Origin of the sequence: Adhaeribacter swui (genome assembly GCF_014217805.1) — a bacterium.
GTDB classification, from domain to species: Bacteria; Bacteroidota; Bacteroidia; order Cytophagales; family Hymenobacteraceae; genus Adhaeribacter; species Adhaeribacter swui.
Map to the genome: position 1 here is coordinate 5,498,059 of NZ_CP055156.1, position 19,181 is coordinate 5,517,239.

Below are 19,181 nucleotides of genomic sequence, written 5' to 3' on the forward strand. Positions count from 1 at the left end.
TAAATATAGACAAAGAATAAACAAAAGGCAGTGTAAAAATCAAGGAAGCTATGGTAGAATAACGTAACAGGCTAGATTAATCCACTACAAGGTTGTTCTGCAAATGCTGCTAAATACAGTAAGAAACTAGTACCAATACGGCTCATCATGAAAGACTTAAATAGGTACCCGGATTTATAATCCTATTTTAAGGTTTACCCAAGTTCTCTCTTTTGCTTGCAATGGAACAAAAAGCAACGGCTTTTAAGTAATTTTTAAAATTTCTTACATTGTTGGTCTTCCATTTGCAAGGCACCAAACTAAAACTATCTTTACACTCCAGCCTTTTTACTTTTCTAAATGCTAAACAAAAGTCTCTTTCGGAAAGGGATATCTGCACCAAATTCATTACTCCGGCTCTGGCAAAAGCAGGTTGGGACCTTCAACGGCAAATCTAGGAAGAATACATTCGTGTTACTTATTGTTTGGCTTCTAACCGGTTGGAATTATGATAAATTAAAAAAATGCGTGTTTATTCGCGCAGTAAAATTTTAAAAAATTAAATTTCAGGTTGCATTCGCCAGCTTCTATCAAGTATTTTTTAAATCTCAGCGTAATACAAGTTATCAAACCGCCAAAGCTGGAATTCCTTAGCTGGCCCTACTTCAAATACGCCGAAATTTAAAAAATTACTTACGGTAAATTATTCGGCCAGCATTAGTGCTTCGGATTGGGCTACTTCCTCCAGAATCTGGTAAACTTCTTCCGGCGACTCAGTTTGCACCAGCCGCATCCGGAACGGTTTAAAGTTAGGTAAGCCTTTAAAATAGTTAGCGTAGTGACGGCGCATTTCAAAAATACCTTGCCGGTCGCCTTTCCATTCTAAAGAGCGGGTAAAGTGCAGCTTGCAGTTCTCTATTCGTTCTTCTAAAATGGGCGGGGCCAGCATTTCGCCGGTTTTCAGGTAATGTTTAATTTCCCTAAAAATCCAAGGGTAACCAATGGCAGCTCGGCCAATCATCACACCATCTACGCCAAAGCGGTTTTTATACTCTAAAGCTTTTTGCGGCGTATCAATGTCGCCGTTGCCAAAAATCGGAATTGTAATGCGGGGATTATTTTTCACTTCGGCAATTAAGCGCCAATCAGCTTCGCCTTTGTACATCTGCACGCGGGTGCGGCCATGGATGGACAAAGCCTGAATGCCAATATCTTGTAACCGCTCAGCCACTTCGGTAACGTTTTTCGTGGATTCGTCCCAGCCCAAACGGGTTTTAACGGTTACGGGCAAAGTGGTGGCTTTTACGATAGCTTCGGTCATTTGCACCATTTTGGGAACATCGCGCAGTAAGGCGGCTCCGGCACCCCGGCAAGCTACGTTTTTAACCGGACAACCGTAATTAATATCAATTAAATCCGGACCCGCTGCCGCCGAAATTACCGCCGATTCGCGCATGGACTCAATGTCGCTGCCAAAAATTTGAATGCCGATGGGGCGTTCGTAATCAAACACATCCAGTTTTTGCCGGCTCTTGGCAGCCGCCCGAATCAAGCCTTCCGACGAGATAAATTCCGTGTACATCAGGTCGGCACCGTTGGCTTTGCAAACTGCCCGGAACGGTGGGTCACTCACATCCTCCATAGGCGCGAGTAATAAGGGAAAATCCGGGAGCGTAATGTTTCCTATCTTTACCAAAGAATCAGATTATTTAAAATTTCGCGTAAATTTACCATTTCTAAACCTAATTTCCGCTATGAAAGGTTTCATTTCGAAAGACCTCCACCCAATTACCGCTATTCTCCTTTCCTTATTCTTTATGGTCGGAGGTTTTTTCGTCGGCATGTTTGTAGCCTTTGTGGTGATCAACCTTTTTTTAAATTTTGGCGTGACGGAGGTTTTGCGCTTAATGCAGAACCCCGGATTAGAACCCAACGGTAAAATTGCCATTAATTTGTTTCAGGGCATTACCCATTTATGCGCCTTTACGTTGGGTCCATTATATTTTTTACTCAGCAGCGGCCAATCTGCCGGCACTTATTTGTCGCCGCAGAAGTACGTACCCCTGGGCTTAGGCATTTTAAGCGCCTTGCTGATTTTGTTTATCATGCCCGCTAACTCCTGGATTATTAACTGGAACGCCAACCTGCAATTTCCGGAAGCCTTAAAAGCTTTTGAAACCTGGGCCAAGACCAAAGAAGATACTTTAAAAGTATTAACGCAGGAATTAACCGTTTTCGATAATATGGGTCAGTTTTGGTTGGGCATGTTTGTGTTTGGTTTAATACCGGCCATCGGCGAAGAAATTGTTTTTCGGGGTATTCTGCAGCGCAACTTAGTAATAAGCTTACGGAATGCGCACGTGGCCATTTGGTTGGCGGCATTTATTTTTGGGGCCATTCACATGCAATTTTATGGCTTTGTACCGCGTATGTTGCTGGGCGTTATTCTGGGGTACTTGTATTTCTGGTCGGGCAATATTTGGGTACCAATAGCGGGGCATTTCATGAACAACGGGTTTATTGTATTAACCTTGTACCTGCAACAACAAAAAATGATTAACTACGAGGTAGACTCTACGGCCGTGATGCCCTGGACCAGTATCTTATTTTCGGTAGTTATCAGTGTTTTAACTTTGCTTTATTTGCAACGTGGTTTTAAAAACAGTGCTCCTGCTGCTTCCAAGATCACTTCTGTTTAATTTTTTGAGGGCTAAGGTTCTATCTTTTTTTGTTGACTTTCCTCAGAAATTAAATTTTTAAAAAATTTATTACTCCTTCTTCTTTTGGCTAAAGTAAAAACCTGCAGCAACAATTTTCTACAATAATTTAACCGTTCGGCTACTTTATTGTCGTTAACTTCTTTTTATCTTGCCACCTGCAACTTAAAATGGGTACCTGGCTGTATAATGCGGGTACCACTTGGATCTTGAACATGCCCGAAGAAACCTCTGGTAAAAAGCAGTTAAATAATTTTCAGCAACGCGTATTGGTGGGTATTGCCGGTGGCGCCCTGTTTATTGGTGGCATTTACTGGAGCCAATGGACTTTTGCCGTCTTGTTTTTGGCTTTAACCTTATTGGGCATCCGGGAATTTTACCAACTTTTAAGTTTACGCGGGTTTTCGCCGAATTACAATGCCGGCATTGTGCTGGGCTGCGCCTTGTTTATTTTGGTGTTTCTATTACAATTAAACCTGGTTTCGCTAAGCGCTTTGTATGCCTTGCCGCCCATCTTGTTTTTTGTTTTTATCTCGGAACTGTTCCGTAAAAAAGAACAGCCTTTCGTAAACATTGCGCTTACGTTGCTGGGTATGCTCTACGTGGGCGGTTCGTTTAGTATGCTGCCGATCCTGGGTTTTTTAAATGGCCAGTATAGTTGGCAGGTAATTATGGGCACCCTGCTCCTTATCTGGACTTCCGATTCCGGGGCTTATTTTGCCGGTAAAACTTTTGGCCGGCACAAACTTTTTCCGCGTATTTCGCCGGGCAAAACCTGGGAAGGCTGGATAGGTGGCGCCGTATTTTCGCTGGCAGTGGGTTACGTTTTATCTATGTACCTGCTAGATTTAGCTTTACCTTACTGGTTGGGTATTGCTTTAATCGTATCGATTTTTGGCGTTTTGGGCGATTTAATTGAGTCGCTGTTAAAGCGCAGTTTACAGGTAAAAGACTCCGGCACCATTATTCCAGGGCACGGGGGCATTCTGGACCGTTTTGATAGTTTGTTGCTGGTAGTACCGTTTATTGTGGCTTTTTTAAAGCTTTTTTAAATTTTACAATTTTAACTTTACTATAAATTTATAAAATCGTAAGGCTACGCGGCGTTTTGCTGCGTATAATCACCTCAACGGTAAAGCAGTAGGGTAGCAAACCTAACAAAATTACATTTACCGTTACGCAATTGCTGGTTTTGGCTCCGGCTCTTTTATGCCCTAACAGGTAAACGGATCAGCAATTATTTACTATTATTGCAGCTTAAACTATTTTTACATGAAGATTCACAAAGAAGGACGTAAAATTTTACTTTTTACCTTTCTCGGATTACTTATAGTGAACCTGCTTTTATTCCGGTTTAATGCCCCTTACGAAACTTTCAATAAAATTTTCCTGGTAATCTCGGTTATTGCATTTTTGCTTTTGCTGCAGTTTTTTCGGAGCCCTTTTCGTAATTTAATTACCCACGAAGATTTAATTATTGCGCCCGCCGATGGCAAGGTAGTGGTGATTGAAGACGTGCACGAACCCGAATTTTTTAAAGATACCCGTAAGCAGATTTCTATTTTTATGTCACCGATTAACGTGCACATCACTCGTAATCCGGTGTCGGGGGTTGTAAAATATTTTAAATACCATCCGGGCAATTACCTGGTGGCCTGGCACCCTAAATCGAGTACCAAAAACGAGCGCACTACGGTAGTAGTAACCGCCGATGCTGGCCCCGATATTTTATTCCGGCAAATTGCCGGCGCCATGGCCCGCCGCATTGTGTGGTACGTAACCGAAGGCGACGAAGTAAACCAAGGTGAAGAGTTTGGGTTTATTAAATTTGGCTCCCGCGTAGATATTTTTGTACCCACCAATGCCGATGTTAAAGTAAGCATCGGTGAAAAAACCAAAGGCGGCCAAACGGTAATCGCCCAATTAAAAACCGAAGGTTCGTTTTTTGGGTAACAATGTTTTAAGTAGTTTCTTTAACGAAATAACCCTGATAAATTTTAAAAATTTACCAGGGTTATTTTTTGCTAATGCTATTACTTCGCCCTGGGTGGTTTCCGCAGTAACAAGCACCAATCCAGGAAAAAGCTTCTCTTATAATTTTTATTCAGGCGTTTACAACAGGTATCTACAAATTAGATTTCTTAAAAAAACCGGGCAAATTTAAAACCAGGTACTCATCAAAACCGCCAATCGCTCTAAGTAAACTTGGTCTGTTTCGTCAAAATCATTCAACTGATCGCTGTCTACGTCGAGTACCATAACTACTTCGTTGTTTTTAAATACGGGTACCACAATTTCGGATTTGGAATCGGAACTGCAGGCAATATGGCCCGGGAAAGCCTCTACATCGGGTACCACAATGATTTCGCGGCGGGAGTAGCAGGCACCGCAAACGCCTTTGTTAAACGCTATACGCGTACAAGCCACTGGCCCTTGGAACGGTCCCAGTACTAATTCACCATCTTTCACCAGGTAAGTGCCCACCCAGAAATGATTTAAGCCATATTTTAAGGCAGCCATTACATTAGCAAGATTGGCAATTAAATCGGTTTCGCCGGTTACTAAAGCTTCTATTTGAGGTAATAAGGTTTCGTACTTTTCTGCTTTTGTTAAGTTCTGATCAACAACTACACTTTCAGCCATTTTAAATTATTAAGTAATACGTTATAAGTTATTCGTTTTGCGTCCTACTCGGAACGCTACTGGAACTTTCGGTAAATAAACAGTTCATCGGCACCGATTGTTGCGGTTTGAAATAATCCGTTTAAAGGCAAGGAGGGCGCTTTTACTCCGGCTTGCAGTTGTTGTGGGCTCCGCAAAATGCGAATTTCGTCATAAATTTCTGCTTCCAGAAAATATTTGAGTAAAATAGTACCACCTTCTACCAGCACCGATTGTACGTTTCTCCTGGTTAAATCCGAAAGAATTTGCTCCAATAAATTAGCAGCCGGCGTTATTTTTACATACTCCAAATTCAAATTAGACTCCTGTCGTTCGTAGTTATAAATAAGCGTCGGTTGCGTTTTATCGAATACGTGTAAGGTGGGGGGCAAACGCAAATCTTTATCCATCACAATCCGGATGGGCGCATTGCCCGACCATTCCCTAACATTTAATTGCGGATTATCGGCTAAAGCGGTGCGGGTACCCACCATAATGGCTTGTTCCTGGGTGCGCCATTTATGCACTAATTTTTTGGCCAGCAAACCACTAATGGCAGTTGGCTCTCCGTTAGCCCGGGCAATATAGCCATCGTGGGTTTCAGCCCACTTTAAAACAATATATGGCCTTTTGTGCCGGTGAAAAGTAAAAAACCGTTTGTTTAACTCCAGCCCTTCTTCCTCTAATAAACCCACGTGTACTTCGCAACCAGCATCTAATAACTTGCGGATACCCCGGCCGGCCACCAACGGGTTAGGGTCGGTGTTGCAGATAAACAAACTCCGGACGCCATGTGCAATTAAAAAATCGGCGCAAGGTGGCGTTTTCCCGTAATGCGAACAAGGCTCCAGGGTAACGTATACCTTACATTGGGGCAGCAAACTTTTATCGGCTACGCTGTTAATGGCATTTACTTCGGCGTGCGGCCCGCCGTACTGTTGGTGCCAACCCTCCCCGATAATTTTACCTTTATGCGTTACCACGCAACCTACCATGGGATTAGGCCGGGTAGTGTTAGCACCCAAAGCCGCCAGTTCCAGCGCTCGCCGCATGTATAATTCATCTGCCAATCTCATTTCAGAAATTTCTATTTTTGTAAATTAGTTATCAGGCCCGAAAGTAAGGAAACACTTGCATTTACTTTTATTAATTAATCGGCAGAATTAAAACTACTGGCCAATACAATCTGTTCCTGCAACGGCTCGAACATACACCTTAAAAATTACTTTTTTTGAAAAATCTTCAGGATCTACTGCACTATTTAGCCCAGGAACTTAGCCCGGTGTACGACCTCACCGAAGCCAACAGCTTGGCCTGGTTAATGGTAGAGCACGAGTTAGGCTATACCCGCACGCAAATAAGTTTACGCAAACAAGAACTTATCCGGCCGGATGTCTGGCAGAAATTTACGCCGTATTTGCAGCGTTTGCTAAACCACGAGCCCTGGCAATATATTACCGGGTACACTTATTTCTACGATTTAAAATTAGAAGTAAGCCCGGAGGTATTAATTCCCCGCCCCGAAACCGAAGAACTGGTGCAACTTATCATTCAGGAAAATAAAGCTTTACCTGCCTTGCAAATCCTGGATATAGGTACCGGCAGTGGTTGCATTGCTATTGCGTTAAATAAAAATTTACCCCAAGCCACCGTTTCCGGACTAGATGTATCGGAGTCCGCTTTAGGTATTGCCCGCCGCAATGCCGAGCGCCTGCAGCAGCCCGTCCGGTGGGTGCAGCACGATATTTTTAAATTACCTTTGCCCTTCGCCCCCGGTAGTTTAGATGTGATTGTAAGCAACCCGCCCTACGTACAAGAAAGTGAGAAAAACCTAATGCGTAAGAATGTGCTTGATTTTGAACCGCACCTGGCCTTGTTTGTACCCGACGAAGACGCCCTGAAGTATTACCGGCAAATAACCAAAGTAGCCGAACAATTACTAAAACCGGGTGGTAAGCTTTATTTTGAAATTAACGAACAACTTGCGGCAGGTACAGAAAAGCTTTTACAAGAATTAAAATTTACCCAGGTGCACACGCATCCGGACTTGTTTGGGAAAGATCGGTTTACCGTGGGTATTAAAATATAGCAACAAGAAATAAATCAATATTATCTAAATAGCATCCCAAAGTAGTACTTATCTTATAAAATTACTTTCCTGAACAATTTTTTTTAAAAATCTATTGCTTAGCTTTGACCGGAACATCTGATTTGCTTAATAGCTTTGCATGAACGTAGCGGATTCGTACCAGGCCCACTCTACTGCCATTATCGCGGATGATTGTTACATTGGGCCGGGCACTAAAATTTGGCATTTTTCTCATATTATGTCGGGTTGCCGCATTGGGGAGCACTGCAACATCGGGCAAAATGTAGTTATCGCGCCAGAAGTAATTTTGGGTAACCGCGTTAAGGTGCAAAACAATGTTTCGGTATATACCGGGGTTATTTGCGAAGATGATGTTTTTTTAGGGCCGTCGGTGGTTTTTACTAATATTAAAAATCCGCGTAGCGCCATTAATCGCCGGGATCAGTTTTTAAAAACCCTGGTGAAAAAAGGAGCTACTTTGGGGGCCAATAGTACCATATTGTGTGGTATTACCATCGGGGAATATGCCTTTATTGGCGCTGGAGCCGTAGTAACCAAATCGGTATTGCCTTATGCGCTGGTATATGGCAATCCGGCCCGGCAGCACGGTTGGATGAGTGAATACGGCCACCAATTACATTTTAATGACCAGGGGACGGCAACTTGCCCGGAGAGTAAAGAAACTTACCATTTAATACAAAACAGCGTAATTAAAAGCAGCTAAAAATAAAGCATGTACGATAAATTAGTGAAGAAAGAAGCCACTTTGGCGGTAATTGGTTTAGGTTACGTGGGTTTACCCATCGCCCTGGAGTTTGCCCGAAAAGTAAAAGTTATTGGATTTGATATTCATGCGGGGCGTATAGAAATGATGCGAAACCATGTGGACCCTAGCGGCGAACTCGAAGCAGAGGATTTTGCCGGTTGCGATATTACTTTTACCCACGAGCTGGATGTATTGCGCGAAGCTACTTTTTTTATTGTGGCGGTGCCCACTCCCATTGATGACCATGCCTTACCGGATTTAAAACCATTGGTTGGTGCTTCAACCACGGTGGGTAAAGTATTAAAGCCCGGCGATTACGTGGTATTTGAATCTACGGTGTATCCAGGTTGTACCGAAGAAGATTGTATTCCTATTTTAGAGCGCGAATCAGGTTTAAAGTTTAAGCAGGATTTTAAAGTAGGCTATTCGCCGGAACGGATTAACCCCGGCGATAAAGAACATACCCTGGCCACTATTGTGAAAGTAGTTTCGGGCTGCGACAAAGAATCGCTGGAAAATATTGCGAAAACTTACGAATTGGTAGTAAAAGCGGGCGTACACCGGGCGTCTTCCATTAAAGTAGCCGAGGCTGCCAAAATTATCGAAAATACGCAGCGCGACGTAAACATTGCGCTCATGAACGAACTTTCTTTAATTTTCGACCGGGTAGGTATTAACACGTTTGAAGTACTCGAAGCGGCTGGTACCAAATGGAATTTTTTAAAATTTTTTCCGGGTTTGGTAGGTGGCCACTGCATTGGCGTAGATCCGTATTACTTAACGTATAAAGCTAAAGCCTTAGGATACGATGCGAAAGTTATTTTGAGTGGCCGTACCATTAATGACGGCATGGGAGCTTACATTGCTAATAAGTTGGTGAAGCTCATGATTAAGCAAGGCAAATCTATTTCTAAAGCCAAAGTGCTGGTAATGGGCGCCACTTTTAAAGAAAATGTAGAAGATATCCGGAACTCGAAAGTAGCCGATATTATCAACGAACTTAAAAGTTTTAGCGTGCAGGTAGAAGTGGTAGACCCTTACGCCGACTCGCAGGAGCTTCAGCATGAATATGGTTACGGATTGGTAGAAAAGCCAGCCAACAATTACGATGCCATAATAGTAGCCGTTGGTCACCGCGATTACCTAAACCTGGATGATGCGTATTTCAAAAATATTACCAACGAAAGCGCCGTACTGGTAGATATTAAAGGCTTGTACCGGAATAAAATAAACTCACTGGAGTATTGGAGTCTTTAAGTTGCAGGTTACAAGTTGCAGGCTGCAAGTTCGGCTATCTTAAATATTTTGAATTCATAACAGATAGCAGAAATTTAACAAGTTATAATTTCGTTCGCTTGGTTTTGCTTTTATCTTTGAAGGGGTGATTAGTTTATTTTATAACAGACTGAAATGTGAATTGTTACCAATATAAAAAGTTGTAATCTGCTGCTAAACAAGTATAATGGGGCATAGGATTTTAGTAGCATAATTATTTTTCAAAGTAAAATGGCAACCTTCCGGCAGTTTAATCCGAAAGCTTGCTGAAAGAACGTACTAATTACTTTGTCTATCTACTTAAACAAAATATAAACTTTGGAAACAAAAGGGAAAATAGTAGTAACGGGAGGTGCCGGCTACATTGGTTCGCACGCCGTAGTCGAATTATTTGCAGCGGGTTACGAGCCAATTATTATCGATAATTTTGTTAACTCTCAGGAATCGGCTTTAGCGGGTATTCAGGAAATTATTAACTCACCGGTTAAATGCCATAAAATTGATTGTACCGATAAAGAAGCCTTGCGTCAGGTATTTCAGGAAGAAGGTACTATTCTGGGGGTTATTCATTTTGCCGCTTACAAAGCCGTGGGCGAATCGGTAAAAGAACCTTTAAAATATTACCACAACAACGTAGGCTCCTTGGTGGCTCTGTTGGAGGTAATGACTGAATTTAACGTAAATAAACTGGTTTTCTCGTCGTCGTGTACCGTGTATGGCATTCCCGATCAGTTACCGGTTACCGAGGCTACTCCGGTTAAAAAAGCCAACTCGCCATATGGCAACACCAAGCAAATCTGCGAAGATATTTTATCGGATTTAGCCCATAGCGGTAGCAGCCCTATTTACTCCATAGCGTTACGATATTTTAACCCGGTTGGCGCCCATCCATCCGCCAAAATCGGGGAATTACCGTTAGGTGTACCCAATAATCTGGTGCCGTTTATTACGCAAACTGCCATGGGTATCCGCGAGAAATTAACTGTATTCGGTAACGATTACGATACGCCGGATGGCAGCAATATTCGCGATTACATTCACGTAGTAGATTTAGCTAAAGCGCACGTAGTAGCCATCGACCGCCTGGTTCAAAATAAAGGCGAGCAGATCGAGTTTTTTAATATTGGCACTGGTCAAGGCAATTCGGTATTAGAAGTAATTCATACTTTCGAGAAAGTTACCGGACAAAAACTCAACTACGTGATTGGGCCGCGGCGGGCCGGCGATGTGCCTAAAATTTATGCCGATGTAACCAAATCTACGCAGGAGCTGGGCTTTAAAACCGAACTAGGCTTAGAAGAATCTTTAAAAAGCGCCTGGGACTGGGAAGTAAATTTAAAGAATAAGCAACAAGCGGCCAGCTAAACCTGTGCTTTGCCCAATTAAAAATTAGAAATTATGAATTAGAAATGAGGGCTAAATTCTTCTTCCACTTAGTTCTAGAATAAAATTTACTCTAAAAACTAATTTGATCAAGCACTAGATTGCTGTAATCAGCCTTTATTTTAAAAATTACATGACACAAAAGTCTAACATCTAATATCCTGATACCTGTGTCTTATTAGTTATTGGTTGTAGTACTTAATTAAACCACATGAAAATATTAATTACCGGGGGAGCCGGCTTTATTGGTTCGCACGTAGTGCGGTTGTTTGTTACGAAATACCCGAATTACCAAATTGTAAACCTCGATAAGCTCACGTACGCCGGCAATCTGGAGAACCTGCGCGACATTGAAAATCAGCTGAACTACACTTTTGTAAAGGGTGATATTGTGGATGCGGATTTTATTCAACAGTTGTTCGCGGAGCAGCAATTTGATGCGGTCATTCACCTGGCGGCCGAGTCGCACGTGGACCGGTCTATTACCGACCCTTTGGCTTTTGTGTACACCAACGTTATAGGCACCGTAAATTTACTAAATGCCGCCCGCCACCATTGGCATAATAACTACGAAGGCCATGTGTTTTACCACGTTTCTACCGACGAAGTATACGGCTCTTTGGGCGAAACCGGCATGTTCACCGAAGAAACCAAGTACGATCCGCATTCGCCGTACTCGGCTTCTAAAGCCAGCTCCGACCATTTCGTCCGCGCTTACCACGATACCTATGGGCTACCGGTAAAAATATCTAACTGTTCTAATAATTACGGCCCCAATCATTTTCCGGAAAAATTAATTCCGCTGTCCATTAATAATATCCGCAACAGCAAACCAGTGCCCGTTTATGGCAAAGGCGAAAACGTGCGCGACTGGCTTTTTGTAAAAGACCATGCAACGGCTATTGATGCCGTTTTTCATAAAGGAAAAGTGGGCGATACCTATAATATTGGCGGAGTGAACGAGTGGAAAAACATTGATTTAATCCGGCTACTCTGCGATGTCATGGACGAGAAAACCGGTAAACTCCAAGGCACCTCCCAAAAGTTAATCACGTTTGTAACTGACCGGGCCGGACACGATCTGCGTTACGCCATTGATTCGTCGAAGATTATACGCGAGCTAGGTTGGAAACCTTCGGTTACGTTTGAGCAAGGCCTGGCGCAAACCGTAGACTGGTACCTCCAAAACACCGAATGGCTGGAACACGTTACTTCCGGCACTTACCAGGATTACTACGATAAGCAATACACCCGATAAACAAATTAGGAATTAGAAATTAAAAATTAGAAATGATTACTTGAAGTAACCTGCTCTAAAAACAATTTCTAATTCCTAATTTTTGATTTCTAATTTAAAAAAAGAACGTGTACGAAAATCCTTTTCACAGCCATCCCCTCGAAAATTTATCTTTTTTAGTAACCGGAGGCGGAGGCTTTATTGGTTCTAATCTGGTTGAATATTTATTAAAATATAATGCGGGCAAAGTTCGGGTGCTCGATAACTTTTCGAACGGTTTTCTAAAAAATATAAAAGCGTTTCAGGATTATACCCGTTTTGAGCTGATAGAAGGCGATATCCGCAACCCGGAAGTTTGTCAGCAGGCTTGCGCCGGAATGGATATTGTGCTGCACCAAGCTGCTTTAGGATCGGTGCCGCGTAGCATTAAAGACCCCATTACTACTAACGACGTTAATATTGGCGGTTTTGTAAATATGCTTACCGCTGCTAAAGACCAACAGGTAAAACGCTTTGTGTATGCGGCTTCGTCCTCTACTTACGGCGATAGCAAAACCTTACCGAAGGTAGAAGATATAATTGGGCGGCCTTTATCGCCGTACGCAGTAACCAAATACGCTAATGAGTTATACGCCGATGTTTTTGGCAAAACCTACGGCATGGAAATTATCGGGCTGCGGTATTTTAATATTTTCGGGCCGCGCCAGGATCCAAACGGAGCTTATGCGGCCGTTATTCCTTTATTTATCGATGCGGTATTAAAAGGTAAGTCACCCCGGATGAACGGCGATGGCAACCAAACCCGCGACTTTACCTTTGTAGAGAATTGCGTGGAAGCCAATATCCGGGCCGCTTTGGTACAAAATCCGGAAGCAATTAATCAGGTGTATAACATTGCCGTTGGTGACCGTACTTCGCTGAACGATTTATTTAACATCCTGAAAGAAGAAGCTCAATCCGAAATAAATCCAACTTACGGACCAGAACGGGCCGGCGATATCCGGGATAGTTTAGCCGATATCACAAAAGCCCGCACCTTATTGGGTTACGCCCCCCAAATTAAAATTAAAGAAGGCTTGCAAATTACCCTGGATTGGTTCCGTAATAACCAGGAGTTTATCTATAATAATTAAATTTTAAGCTAATTGAATTGCCGGATGGTTGAAGGATTGCTGCTGAGTAATAATCATGAAACCAACCACCCCTGCCCTCCTAAGCTAAGGGGGAAAGCTCTAGGATTTTGATTTAGTACGTTTAATATTTAACAATTAAAACAAAGGTCTATCGACTATGGACCGTCGACTAATGATATGAAAGGTATTATCCTGGCCGGTGGTTCCGGTACCCGACTCCATCCGCTGACTTTGGCGGTAAGCAAGCAATTAATGCCGGTTTACGACAAACCGATGATTTATTATCCGCTTTCTATTTTAATGATGGCGGGAATCCGGGATATTTTACTGATTACTACCCCGCACGATAATCCTTTATTTAAAAAATTGCTGGGCGATGGCAGCGACTTAGGTTGCAACTTTGAATATGCGATTCAGGCTGAACCAAACGGATTAGCCCAAGCCTTTGTAATTGGAGCCGATTTTATTGGTAATGATAAAGTAGCTTTAGTGCTGGGAGATAACATTTTCTACGGCGCCGGCCTCAGCGAACTACTACAAAGCAACAATGACCCGGATGGAGGCGTGGTATATGCCTATCACGTTGTTGACCCGGAGCGATACGGAGTGGTTGAATTCGACGATAATAATAAGGTAATTTCCATTGAGGAAAAACCAAAACAGCCTAAGTCGAACTACGCGGTTCCTGGCTTGTATTTCTACGACAACGACGTTATTCAAATTGCCCGCGATTTAAAACCGAGCCCCCGGGGCGAATACGAAATTACCGATGTAAACCAGGAATATTTACGGCGCGGTAAGTTAAAGGTCGGTATTTTGGGTCGCGGAACGGCCTGGCTCGACACGGGTACTTTCGACTCCTTAATGCAGGCTGCTACGTTTGTACAAGTAATAGAAGAACGCCAAGGCTTAAAAATTGGCTGCATCGAAGAAATTGCCTACCGCATGGGCTTTATTAATGCCGAACAACTTCAGAAAATTGCCGCCCCTCTGGTAAAAAGCGGTTACGGCAAGTATTTAATGAATTTACCCAACGAGAAAGTTCTGGAGCGCAGCTAATTGCGGATTACCACGGATTATTGGATTTCGCGGATTTTATTCTCCTCACATTTCCCTAACTATGGCAGGGTTACTTCTTAACTATGGCGCGGAAGTTACTTCCGTGCCTTAATCAAGTTTCCCAAGAAAATCGACGGCTCTCTTTTTATAAAACCTAAAGGCACGGAAGTAACTTCCGCGCCATACTGTCATTGTCAGCCAATAACCGACTCTCCTCCCAATTATTAAGGAAAAGCCTCTTAGCGTAGAGGTGTTACTTTTGCGCCTCGTACTTTTCTTTAAATTTCTGGTATAAAGCTTTTTGCTTATCGGTAAGGTTGATTTTACGGCCCTGGATATAGGCTGAGGTAATGTTGTTGGTGCGCATATCCAATAAATCGCCGGCCGAAATAATCAGGTTCGCATCTTTACCTGGCTCCACGGTGCCAGTTTGCTGGTCTACTCCTAAAATTTTAGCCGTATTTGCCGACACTGCCGCTAAAGCTTGTTCTTGGGTTAGTCCGTATGCAACGGCTGTACCGGCAATAAATGGCAAATTACGGTGCCCGTGCAGCGCTCCATCGTATTGCAGGCAATACAATATACCGGCTTGTTGCAGCAAATACGGCAGTTTATAAGGCAAATCTACATCGTCTACGGTGCGGGTGGGTAACGCGTGAATGCCCGAGATAATGACCGGAACGTTCTGTTCTTTTAAAAAATCCGTAATTTTCCAGCTATCGTAGCCGCCAACCAGCACAATATTCTTCACGTTGTTCTTTTTCGCGAAACGGATGCCTTCGATAATTTCTTTGGCTCCATCGGCATGGATATATAATTTTTTGCTGCCATCGAACAAACCTTTAAGAGCTGATAATTTTAAATTTTCTTTACCGGCAGCTTCCTTACTAAAAGCAACGGCTTCCGTAAATAGTTGCTGTAACTCCTGCAAAGCTTTTTCCCGGTTGTTAATGGTTTCGCTGAGGTCTGGCCGCGATTCTGGTTGGAGTGCCCGGGGGATGGTGGGCCAGTTCAGGTGTAAACCATCATCGGCTTTAATAACAGCATCTTCCCAGTTCCAGGCATCTAACTGCATTACTGACGAAGAGCCGGAAATAGTACCACCCACCGGCGTGGCTTGTACCAATAAAACCCCGTTGCCCCGGATTGTGGGTAAAATATCCGAATCGGTGTTATAGGCAATCAAAGACCGTACATTCGGGTTAAAAACACCTACTTCCTGTTCGTCGCGGGTAGACCGCACCGACGAAATATCGGTTAAACCTAACTGCGTATTGGGTTGAATGAGGCCCGGATAAATATGCTGGCCGGTAACTTCTACTACTTCGTAGCCGGTAGCAGCCGGGGCACTACTGGCCGGGCCAGCGTAGGTAATTTTACCTTTATCAAAAGCTACGGCAGCTTTCTCGATTACCGGGCCATTGCCCACGTGCAGCGTAGCGCCGGTAAGTAACACGGGTTTGGTTTGCTTCGGAGCGGGTGCCGGTACTTGCGCCCAGGTAGTAAGACTAAGAAAAAGCGTCGCCGTTAATATGGTATATTTCATTTGTTTAGTCGATAGTCCATGGTCAATAGTCCATGGATTTTTAAAATTTAAATGTTTGGGCAATAGTAAATTTGTTACCCCGAATCTTTTTTATTCTTCCACCACTATGTCTTCGCAGTGTTTTACCTCGCCTTTACGGGTTACCGGAGCCGGTTGGGTGGGTTCGCCGGATTGTTTGGCCGAAAGCATTTTTTGAATCAGTCGTTGGCGTTCCTGATCCCGTTCCTGGCGGAGTTGTTTATCATTATCCAGGTCGTAATAAAGCGTACCATCCACAAAGGTTTTTTCGGCTTTGGCATAAATAGAAAGCGGGTGGTCGGTCCAGAGTACTACATCGGCATCTTTGCCGGGTTTTAAGCTGCCCATGCGGTTATCCAAGTGCAGTAATTTAGCCGGATTGAGCGTAACTAATTTCAGGGCTTCTTCTTCGGATAAACCACCGTACTTTACGGTTTTAGCTGCTTCCTGATTTAAACGGCGAGCCATTTCGGCGTCGTCGGAGTTAATGGCGGTTACTAAACCCACATTAGTCATGAGGGCGGCGTTGTACGGAATGGCATCTTTCACTTCCATTTTATAAGCCCACCAGTCCGAAAACGTAGAAGCGCCCGAGCCGTGGTTTTTCATTTTATCGGCCACTTTGTATCCTTCCAGAATGTGCGTAAACGTATTTACCTGAAAGCCCATTTGGTCGGCCACTTTTAAAAGCATGTTAATCTCCGACTGCACGTACGAATGGCAGGTGATAAAACGCTGTTTATTTAAAATTTCGGCAAGCGCTTCCAGTTCCAGGTCGCGGCGGGGTGCTCCGGTTTTGGCCTGCGCTGATTTGGAAAGTTTGCGGTAGTTTTTCCAGGCTTGGTCGTATTCTTTGGCTCGCTGAAAAGCATCGATGTAAACCTGTTCCACACCCATGCGGGTTTGCGGGAACCGGATGGTATGCTGCGAACTCCAGTTCGATTGTTTTACGTTTTCGCCGAGAGCAAATTTAATGTAGTTATCCGCGCCTTTAATTTTTAGTTCTTCGGGTCCCAAGCCCCAGCGCAATTTAATTAAAGCTGATTGTCCGCCAATGGGATTGGCCGAGCCGTGCAGTAGTTGGGAGGCTACGACACCACCCGCTAACTGCCGGTAAATATTAATATCTTCCGGATCTACTACATCGCCGATGCGTACTTCGGAGGTAACCGATTGCGTTCCTTCGTTTACGGAGTGGCTGATAGCAATGTGCGAGTGCTCGTCGATAATACCGGGCGTAACGTGTTTGCCGGTACCATCAATGGTTTTAGCGCCGTTACTTGAGAGATTTTTGCCTACTTTTTCAATTTTACCGTTGCGCATTAAAACATCCGCATTTTCCAGGCGGCCTTCTTTTTCATTCGTCCAGACGGTAGCATTTTTAATCAGGATGGTTTCCGATTTAGGTAAAGCGGTGCGGCCAAAAGCGGTAAAGGGGAACAAATTAGCGCCCAGCGGGCCTACTTCGGGAAGTTTGGGAGCAACTACCGGAGGAGGTGGTACCGGGTAAGCTTTTTCTAAAGTTGCCACCCATTTTACCGGCGTACCAATAGGTACTTGTCCGGAACCTTCAAACCCAGGTTTGCCGGTGGTGTACCAACCACTTAAACGTACCAGGCTCTCCGGTTTTTTAGGATCAGCGTTATAAGTGAGTGTAATCAGGTCGTTGGTTAAATTTAAACCTGCTTTGATCTTGGTAGTATCTTTTTCGGCCGGATTTTTAAAAATGAGGCGACCATCGGGTTTGTCACCCATTCCGGTAATTTCCAAACGGATGGGGGCTTGGTCGCCCACCTTCAGGGAATAAGTGCCCCGCACATCAATGGGCAACTGCCGTACGGCATAACGTTCGCCCTGAACCCAATTTTCTAGTATTACATTTTCGCCCTGAAAAACAGGTTGCGAGGTAATGATAAAGTTAGCCATCATGCCTTTCCGCAACGCACCTACCTGGTTTTCGGCTTGCAGTAAGCGGGCTGGGGTTTGAGTCAGAGCTTTTAAGGCTTCCTGCTCCGAGAGGCCGTAGGTTATGGCTTTGCGAATATTAGTCAGAAATTTTTTCTTATCTTTTAAATCAGCGGCGGTAAAAGCAAAGACTACGTTGTTTTTAGTTAATAAGGCGGCGTTAGCCGGAGCCATTTCCCAATGCTTTAAATCTTCCAGGGCAATCAAATCCGCATCAAGTGGGTCTTCTACGTTATAAGCATCCGGAAAATTAACCGGCAGAATTAAAGGTGCGTTCGTTGCTTTTACCTCGCGTAACATTTGGTATTCGTCACCGCGGCCTTTAATAATGTATTGCTTCCCAAACTCATCTCCAATTTTATCAGCGCGTAACACATTTAGTTTATCCAATACTTCAAAAATGTGAGGCAGGGTGCGATTGGCATAAAAAGCTTGTAACGATAAGTTTTGTTCTTCTTGGGGGTGGTGATGCAGCCAGTCGGCATCCAGATAAGTTTGGCGCACCAAAGCGATAGCTCCCATCAAGGAGCCCGGATAATCTTGCGAAGAAGAACCCCGGTTAAAAGACATACCAACAGCGACTTTTTCTTTTAATACAACTTCATTTTCCCGTTTTTGCGCCAGGGTTACCAAAGCGGCCGTTCCCCGGGCAATGCCGTCTGGGTGCTGGGTCAATACGGTACCAAAACCTTGCTGCCGGTAATCTTCGGCGCTTTTATTATCCACTTTAAATAATTCTACGGCGTTGGCATCGGCCCGAATGGCCTGGTTCCAGTTAAAAGCGCCTTTCCGGGTACTTTCGGGTTGCGGTGGAGAAGTAAAACCCACCGACGCAGGTGCTATGGGCGGCAAACCATAAGCCGAAAACAAATCAATAAAACTGGGGTAAATAAACTTACCCTGTGCATCCACCACTACCGCACCAGCCGGAATTTTAATGTTAGCGCCCGCGGCTTCTACTTTCCCGTTTCGGATTACTAAAGTGGCTTTGTCGAGTTTGGTTTGATAATCGACGAAAATGGTTGCGTTGGTAAAAGCGACTAAGCCGGGGCGATCGTCGTACACGCCATTACGTGGGAAAGTTTGCTGCGCGTGGCTTGAGAAAGAAGTGCCGGCGGCAAAAAGAAGAGTAAAAATAATTTTACGCATGTAAATAACCGTATGGAGACCGAAATTTACAGCAGTTCTGCCGGAATTCTAATTTTTTTAAAATATTTCGAAAGAACCTAAACGAAAGCGGTTACCAGCAACCAGAAAGCTTTTGGGAATGAAAAATTTAAAATTTTTAAATATATAAAACTGCTCTTAGCTTTAAGAAACTTTCTTTTGATTTGAAGATGAGGCTGAAATGCA

The 19,181-nt window shown here is 43.7% G+C and carries 15 protein-coding genes; 10 read left to right on the plus strand and 5 right to left on the minus strand.

What is annotated here, in order from left to right; genetic code table 11:
* Positions 1-682: 682 nt before the first annotated feature.
* Positions 683-1,675, minus strand: coding sequence for a tRNA dihydrouridine synthase DusB (gene dusB / locus HUW51_RS22740; RefSeq protein ID WP_185271886.1), 993 nt, complete (start codon positions 1,673-1,675; stop codon positions 683-685).
* 58 nt (positions 1,676-1,733) lie between these two features.
* Between dusB and HUW51_RS22745 the strand changes: the two genes are divergently transcribed.
* The 3 genes from HUW51_RS22745 to HUW51_RS22755 all read left to right on the plus strand — a co-directional run bounded on the left by HUW51_RS22745 (position 1,734) and on the right by HUW51_RS22755 (position 4,649).
* On the plus strand, positions 1,734-2,678 hold the full coding sequence (locus HUW51_RS22745; protein WP_185271887.1) for a CPBP family intramembrane glutamic endopeptidase: 945 nt from the start codon (positions 1,734-1,736) through the stop codon (positions 2,676-2,678).
* A gap of 188 nt (positions 2,679-2,866) precedes the next feature.
* Positions 2,867-3,748, plus strand: coding sequence for a phosphatidate cytidylyltransferase (locus HUW51_RS22750; protein WP_228466841.1), 882 nt, complete (start codon positions 2,867-2,869; stop codon positions 3,746-3,748).
* A 220-nt stretch (positions 3,749-3,968) separates the two neighbouring features.
* A complete protein-coding gene (locus HUW51_RS22755) occupies positions 3,969-4,649 on the plus strand; it encodes a phosphatidylserine decarboxylase family protein (protein ID WP_185271888.1) in 681 nt (226 codons plus the stop codon).
* A 207-nt stretch (positions 4,650-4,856) separates the two neighbouring features.
* Here HUW51_RS22755 and HUW51_RS22760 read toward each other — a convergent pair whose 3' ends face one another.
* Both HUW51_RS22760 and ribD read right to left on the minus strand, forming a co-directional pair.
* A complete protein-coding gene (locus HUW51_RS22760; protein WP_185271889.1) occupies positions 4,857-5,339 on the minus strand; it encodes a GAF domain-containing protein in 483 nt (160 codons plus the stop codon).
* A 56-nt stretch (positions 5,340-5,395) separates the two neighbouring features.
* Positions 5,396-6,433: a bifunctional diaminohydroxyphosphoribosylaminopyrimidine deaminase/5-amino-6-(5-phosphoribosylamino)uracil reductase RibD gene (gene ribD / locus HUW51_RS22765; RefSeq protein ID WP_228466843.1), complete on the minus strand. Its 1,038-nt coding sequence runs from the start codon at positions 6,431-6,433 to the stop codon at positions 5,396-5,398.
* 155 nt (positions 6,434-6,588) lie between these two features.
* Between ribD and prmC the strand changes: the two genes are divergently transcribed.
* From prmC to rfbA, 7 genes are all read left to right on the plus strand, one after another.
* The gene (prmC, locus tag HUW51_RS22770; protein WP_185271890.1) at positions 6,589-7,446 is read left to right on the plus strand and encodes a peptide chain release factor N(5)-glutamine methyltransferase; all 858 of its coding nucleotides are present in this window, start codon (positions 6,589-6,591) and stop codon (positions 7,444-7,446) included.
* A 139-nt stretch (positions 7,447-7,585) separates the two neighbouring features.
* A complete protein-coding gene (locus HUW51_RS22775) occupies positions 7,586-8,170 on the plus strand; it encodes an acyltransferase (RefSeq protein WP_185271891.1) in 585 nt (194 codons plus the stop codon).
* 9 nt (positions 8,171-8,179) lie between these two features.
* Entirely contained in the window at positions 8,180-9,469 is a 1,290-nt protein-coding gene (locus HUW51_RS22780) for a nucleotide sugar dehydrogenase (RefSeq protein ID WP_185271892.1), read from the plus strand.
* Between the two features lie 336 nt (positions 9,470-9,805).
* On the plus strand, positions 9,806-10,852 hold the full coding sequence (gene galE, locus HUW51_RS22785) for a UDP-glucose 4-epimerase GalE (RefSeq protein WP_185271893.1): 1,047 nt from the start codon (positions 9,806-9,808) through the stop codon (positions 10,850-10,852).
* Positions 10,853-11,081: 229 nt separating this feature from the next.
* Complete coding sequence (rfbB, locus tag HUW51_RS22790; RefSeq protein ID WP_185271894.1) at positions 11,082-12,128, plus strand: dTDP-glucose 4,6-dehydratase; 1,047 nt, start codon at positions 11,082-11,084, stop codon at positions 12,126-12,128.
* Positions 12,129-12,235: 107 nt separating this feature from the next.
* Complete coding sequence (locus HUW51_RS22795; protein ID WP_185271895.1) at positions 12,236-13,240, plus strand: SDR family oxidoreductase; 1,005 nt, start codon at positions 12,236-12,238, stop codon at positions 13,238-13,240.
* Between the two features lie 177 nt (positions 13,241-13,417).
* A complete protein-coding gene (rfbA, locus tag HUW51_RS22800) occupies positions 13,418-14,299 on the plus strand; it encodes a glucose-1-phosphate thymidylyltransferase RfbA (RefSeq protein WP_185271896.1) in 882 nt (293 codons plus the stop codon).
* Between the two features lie 253 nt (positions 14,300-14,552).
* Here the strand turns inward: rfbA and HUW51_RS22805 are convergent, their stop codons facing one another.
* Both HUW51_RS22805 and HUW51_RS22810 read right to left on the minus strand, forming a co-directional pair.
* Positions 14,553-15,845: an amidohydrolase family protein gene (locus HUW51_RS22805; RefSeq protein WP_185271897.1), complete on the minus strand. Its 1,293-nt coding sequence runs from the start codon at positions 15,843-15,845 to the stop codon at positions 14,553-14,555.
* A gap of 90 nt (positions 15,846-15,935) precedes the next feature.
* Complete coding sequence (locus HUW51_RS22810; RefSeq protein WP_185271898.1) at positions 15,936-18,977, minus strand: amidohydrolase family protein; 3,042 nt, start codon at positions 18,975-18,977, stop codon at positions 15,936-15,938.
* Positions 18,978-19,181 lie beyond the last annotated feature (204 nt).

What these genes read in the sequence shown, in the direction of transcription:
- HUW51_RS22745 (WP_185271887.1), top strand. Translation starts at nt 1,734, where the DNA reads ATGAAAGGTTTCATTTCGAAAGACCTCCACCCAATTACCGCTATTCTC.
- HUW51_RS22750 (WP_228466841.1), top strand. Translation starts at nt 2,867, where the DNA reads ATGGGTACCTGGCTGTATAATGCGGGTACCACTTGGATCTTGAACATG.
- HUW51_RS22755 (WP_185271888.1), top strand. Translation starts at nt 3,969, where the DNA reads ATGAAGATTCACAAAGAAGGACGTAAAATTTTACTTTTTACCTTTCTC.
- HUW51_RS22760 (WP_185271889.1), bottom strand. Translation starts at nt 5,339, where the DNA reads ATGGCTGAAAGTGTAGTTGTTGATCAGAACTTAACAAAAGCAGAAAAG.
- ribD (WP_228466843.1), bottom strand. Translation starts at nt 6,433, where the DNA reads ATGAGATTGGCAGATGAATTATACATGCGGCGAGCGCTGGAACTGGCG.
- HUW51_RS22775 (WP_185271891.1), top strand. Translation starts at nt 7,586, where the DNA reads ATGAACGTAGCGGATTCGTACCAGGCCCACTCTACTGCCATTATCGCG.
- HUW51_RS22780 (WP_185271892.1), top strand. Translation starts at nt 8,180, where the DNA reads ATGTACGATAAATTAGTGAAGAAAGAAGCCACTTTGGCGGTAATTGGT.
- rfbB (WP_185271894.1), top strand. Translation starts at nt 11,082, where the DNA reads ATGAAAATATTAATTACCGGGGGAGCCGGCTTTATTGGTTCGCACGTA.
- rfbA (WP_185271896.1), top strand. Translation starts at nt 13,418, where the DNA reads ATGAAAGGTATTATCCTGGCCGGTGGTTCCGGTACCCGACTCCATCCG.
- HUW51_RS22805 (WP_185271897.1), bottom strand. Translation starts at nt 15,845, where the DNA reads ATGAAATATACCATATTAACGGCGACGCTTTTTCTTAGTCTTACTACC.
- HUW51_RS22810 (WP_185271898.1), bottom strand. Translation starts at nt 18,977, where the DNA reads ATGCGTAAAATTATTTTTACTCTTCTTTTTGCCGCCGGCACTTCTTTC.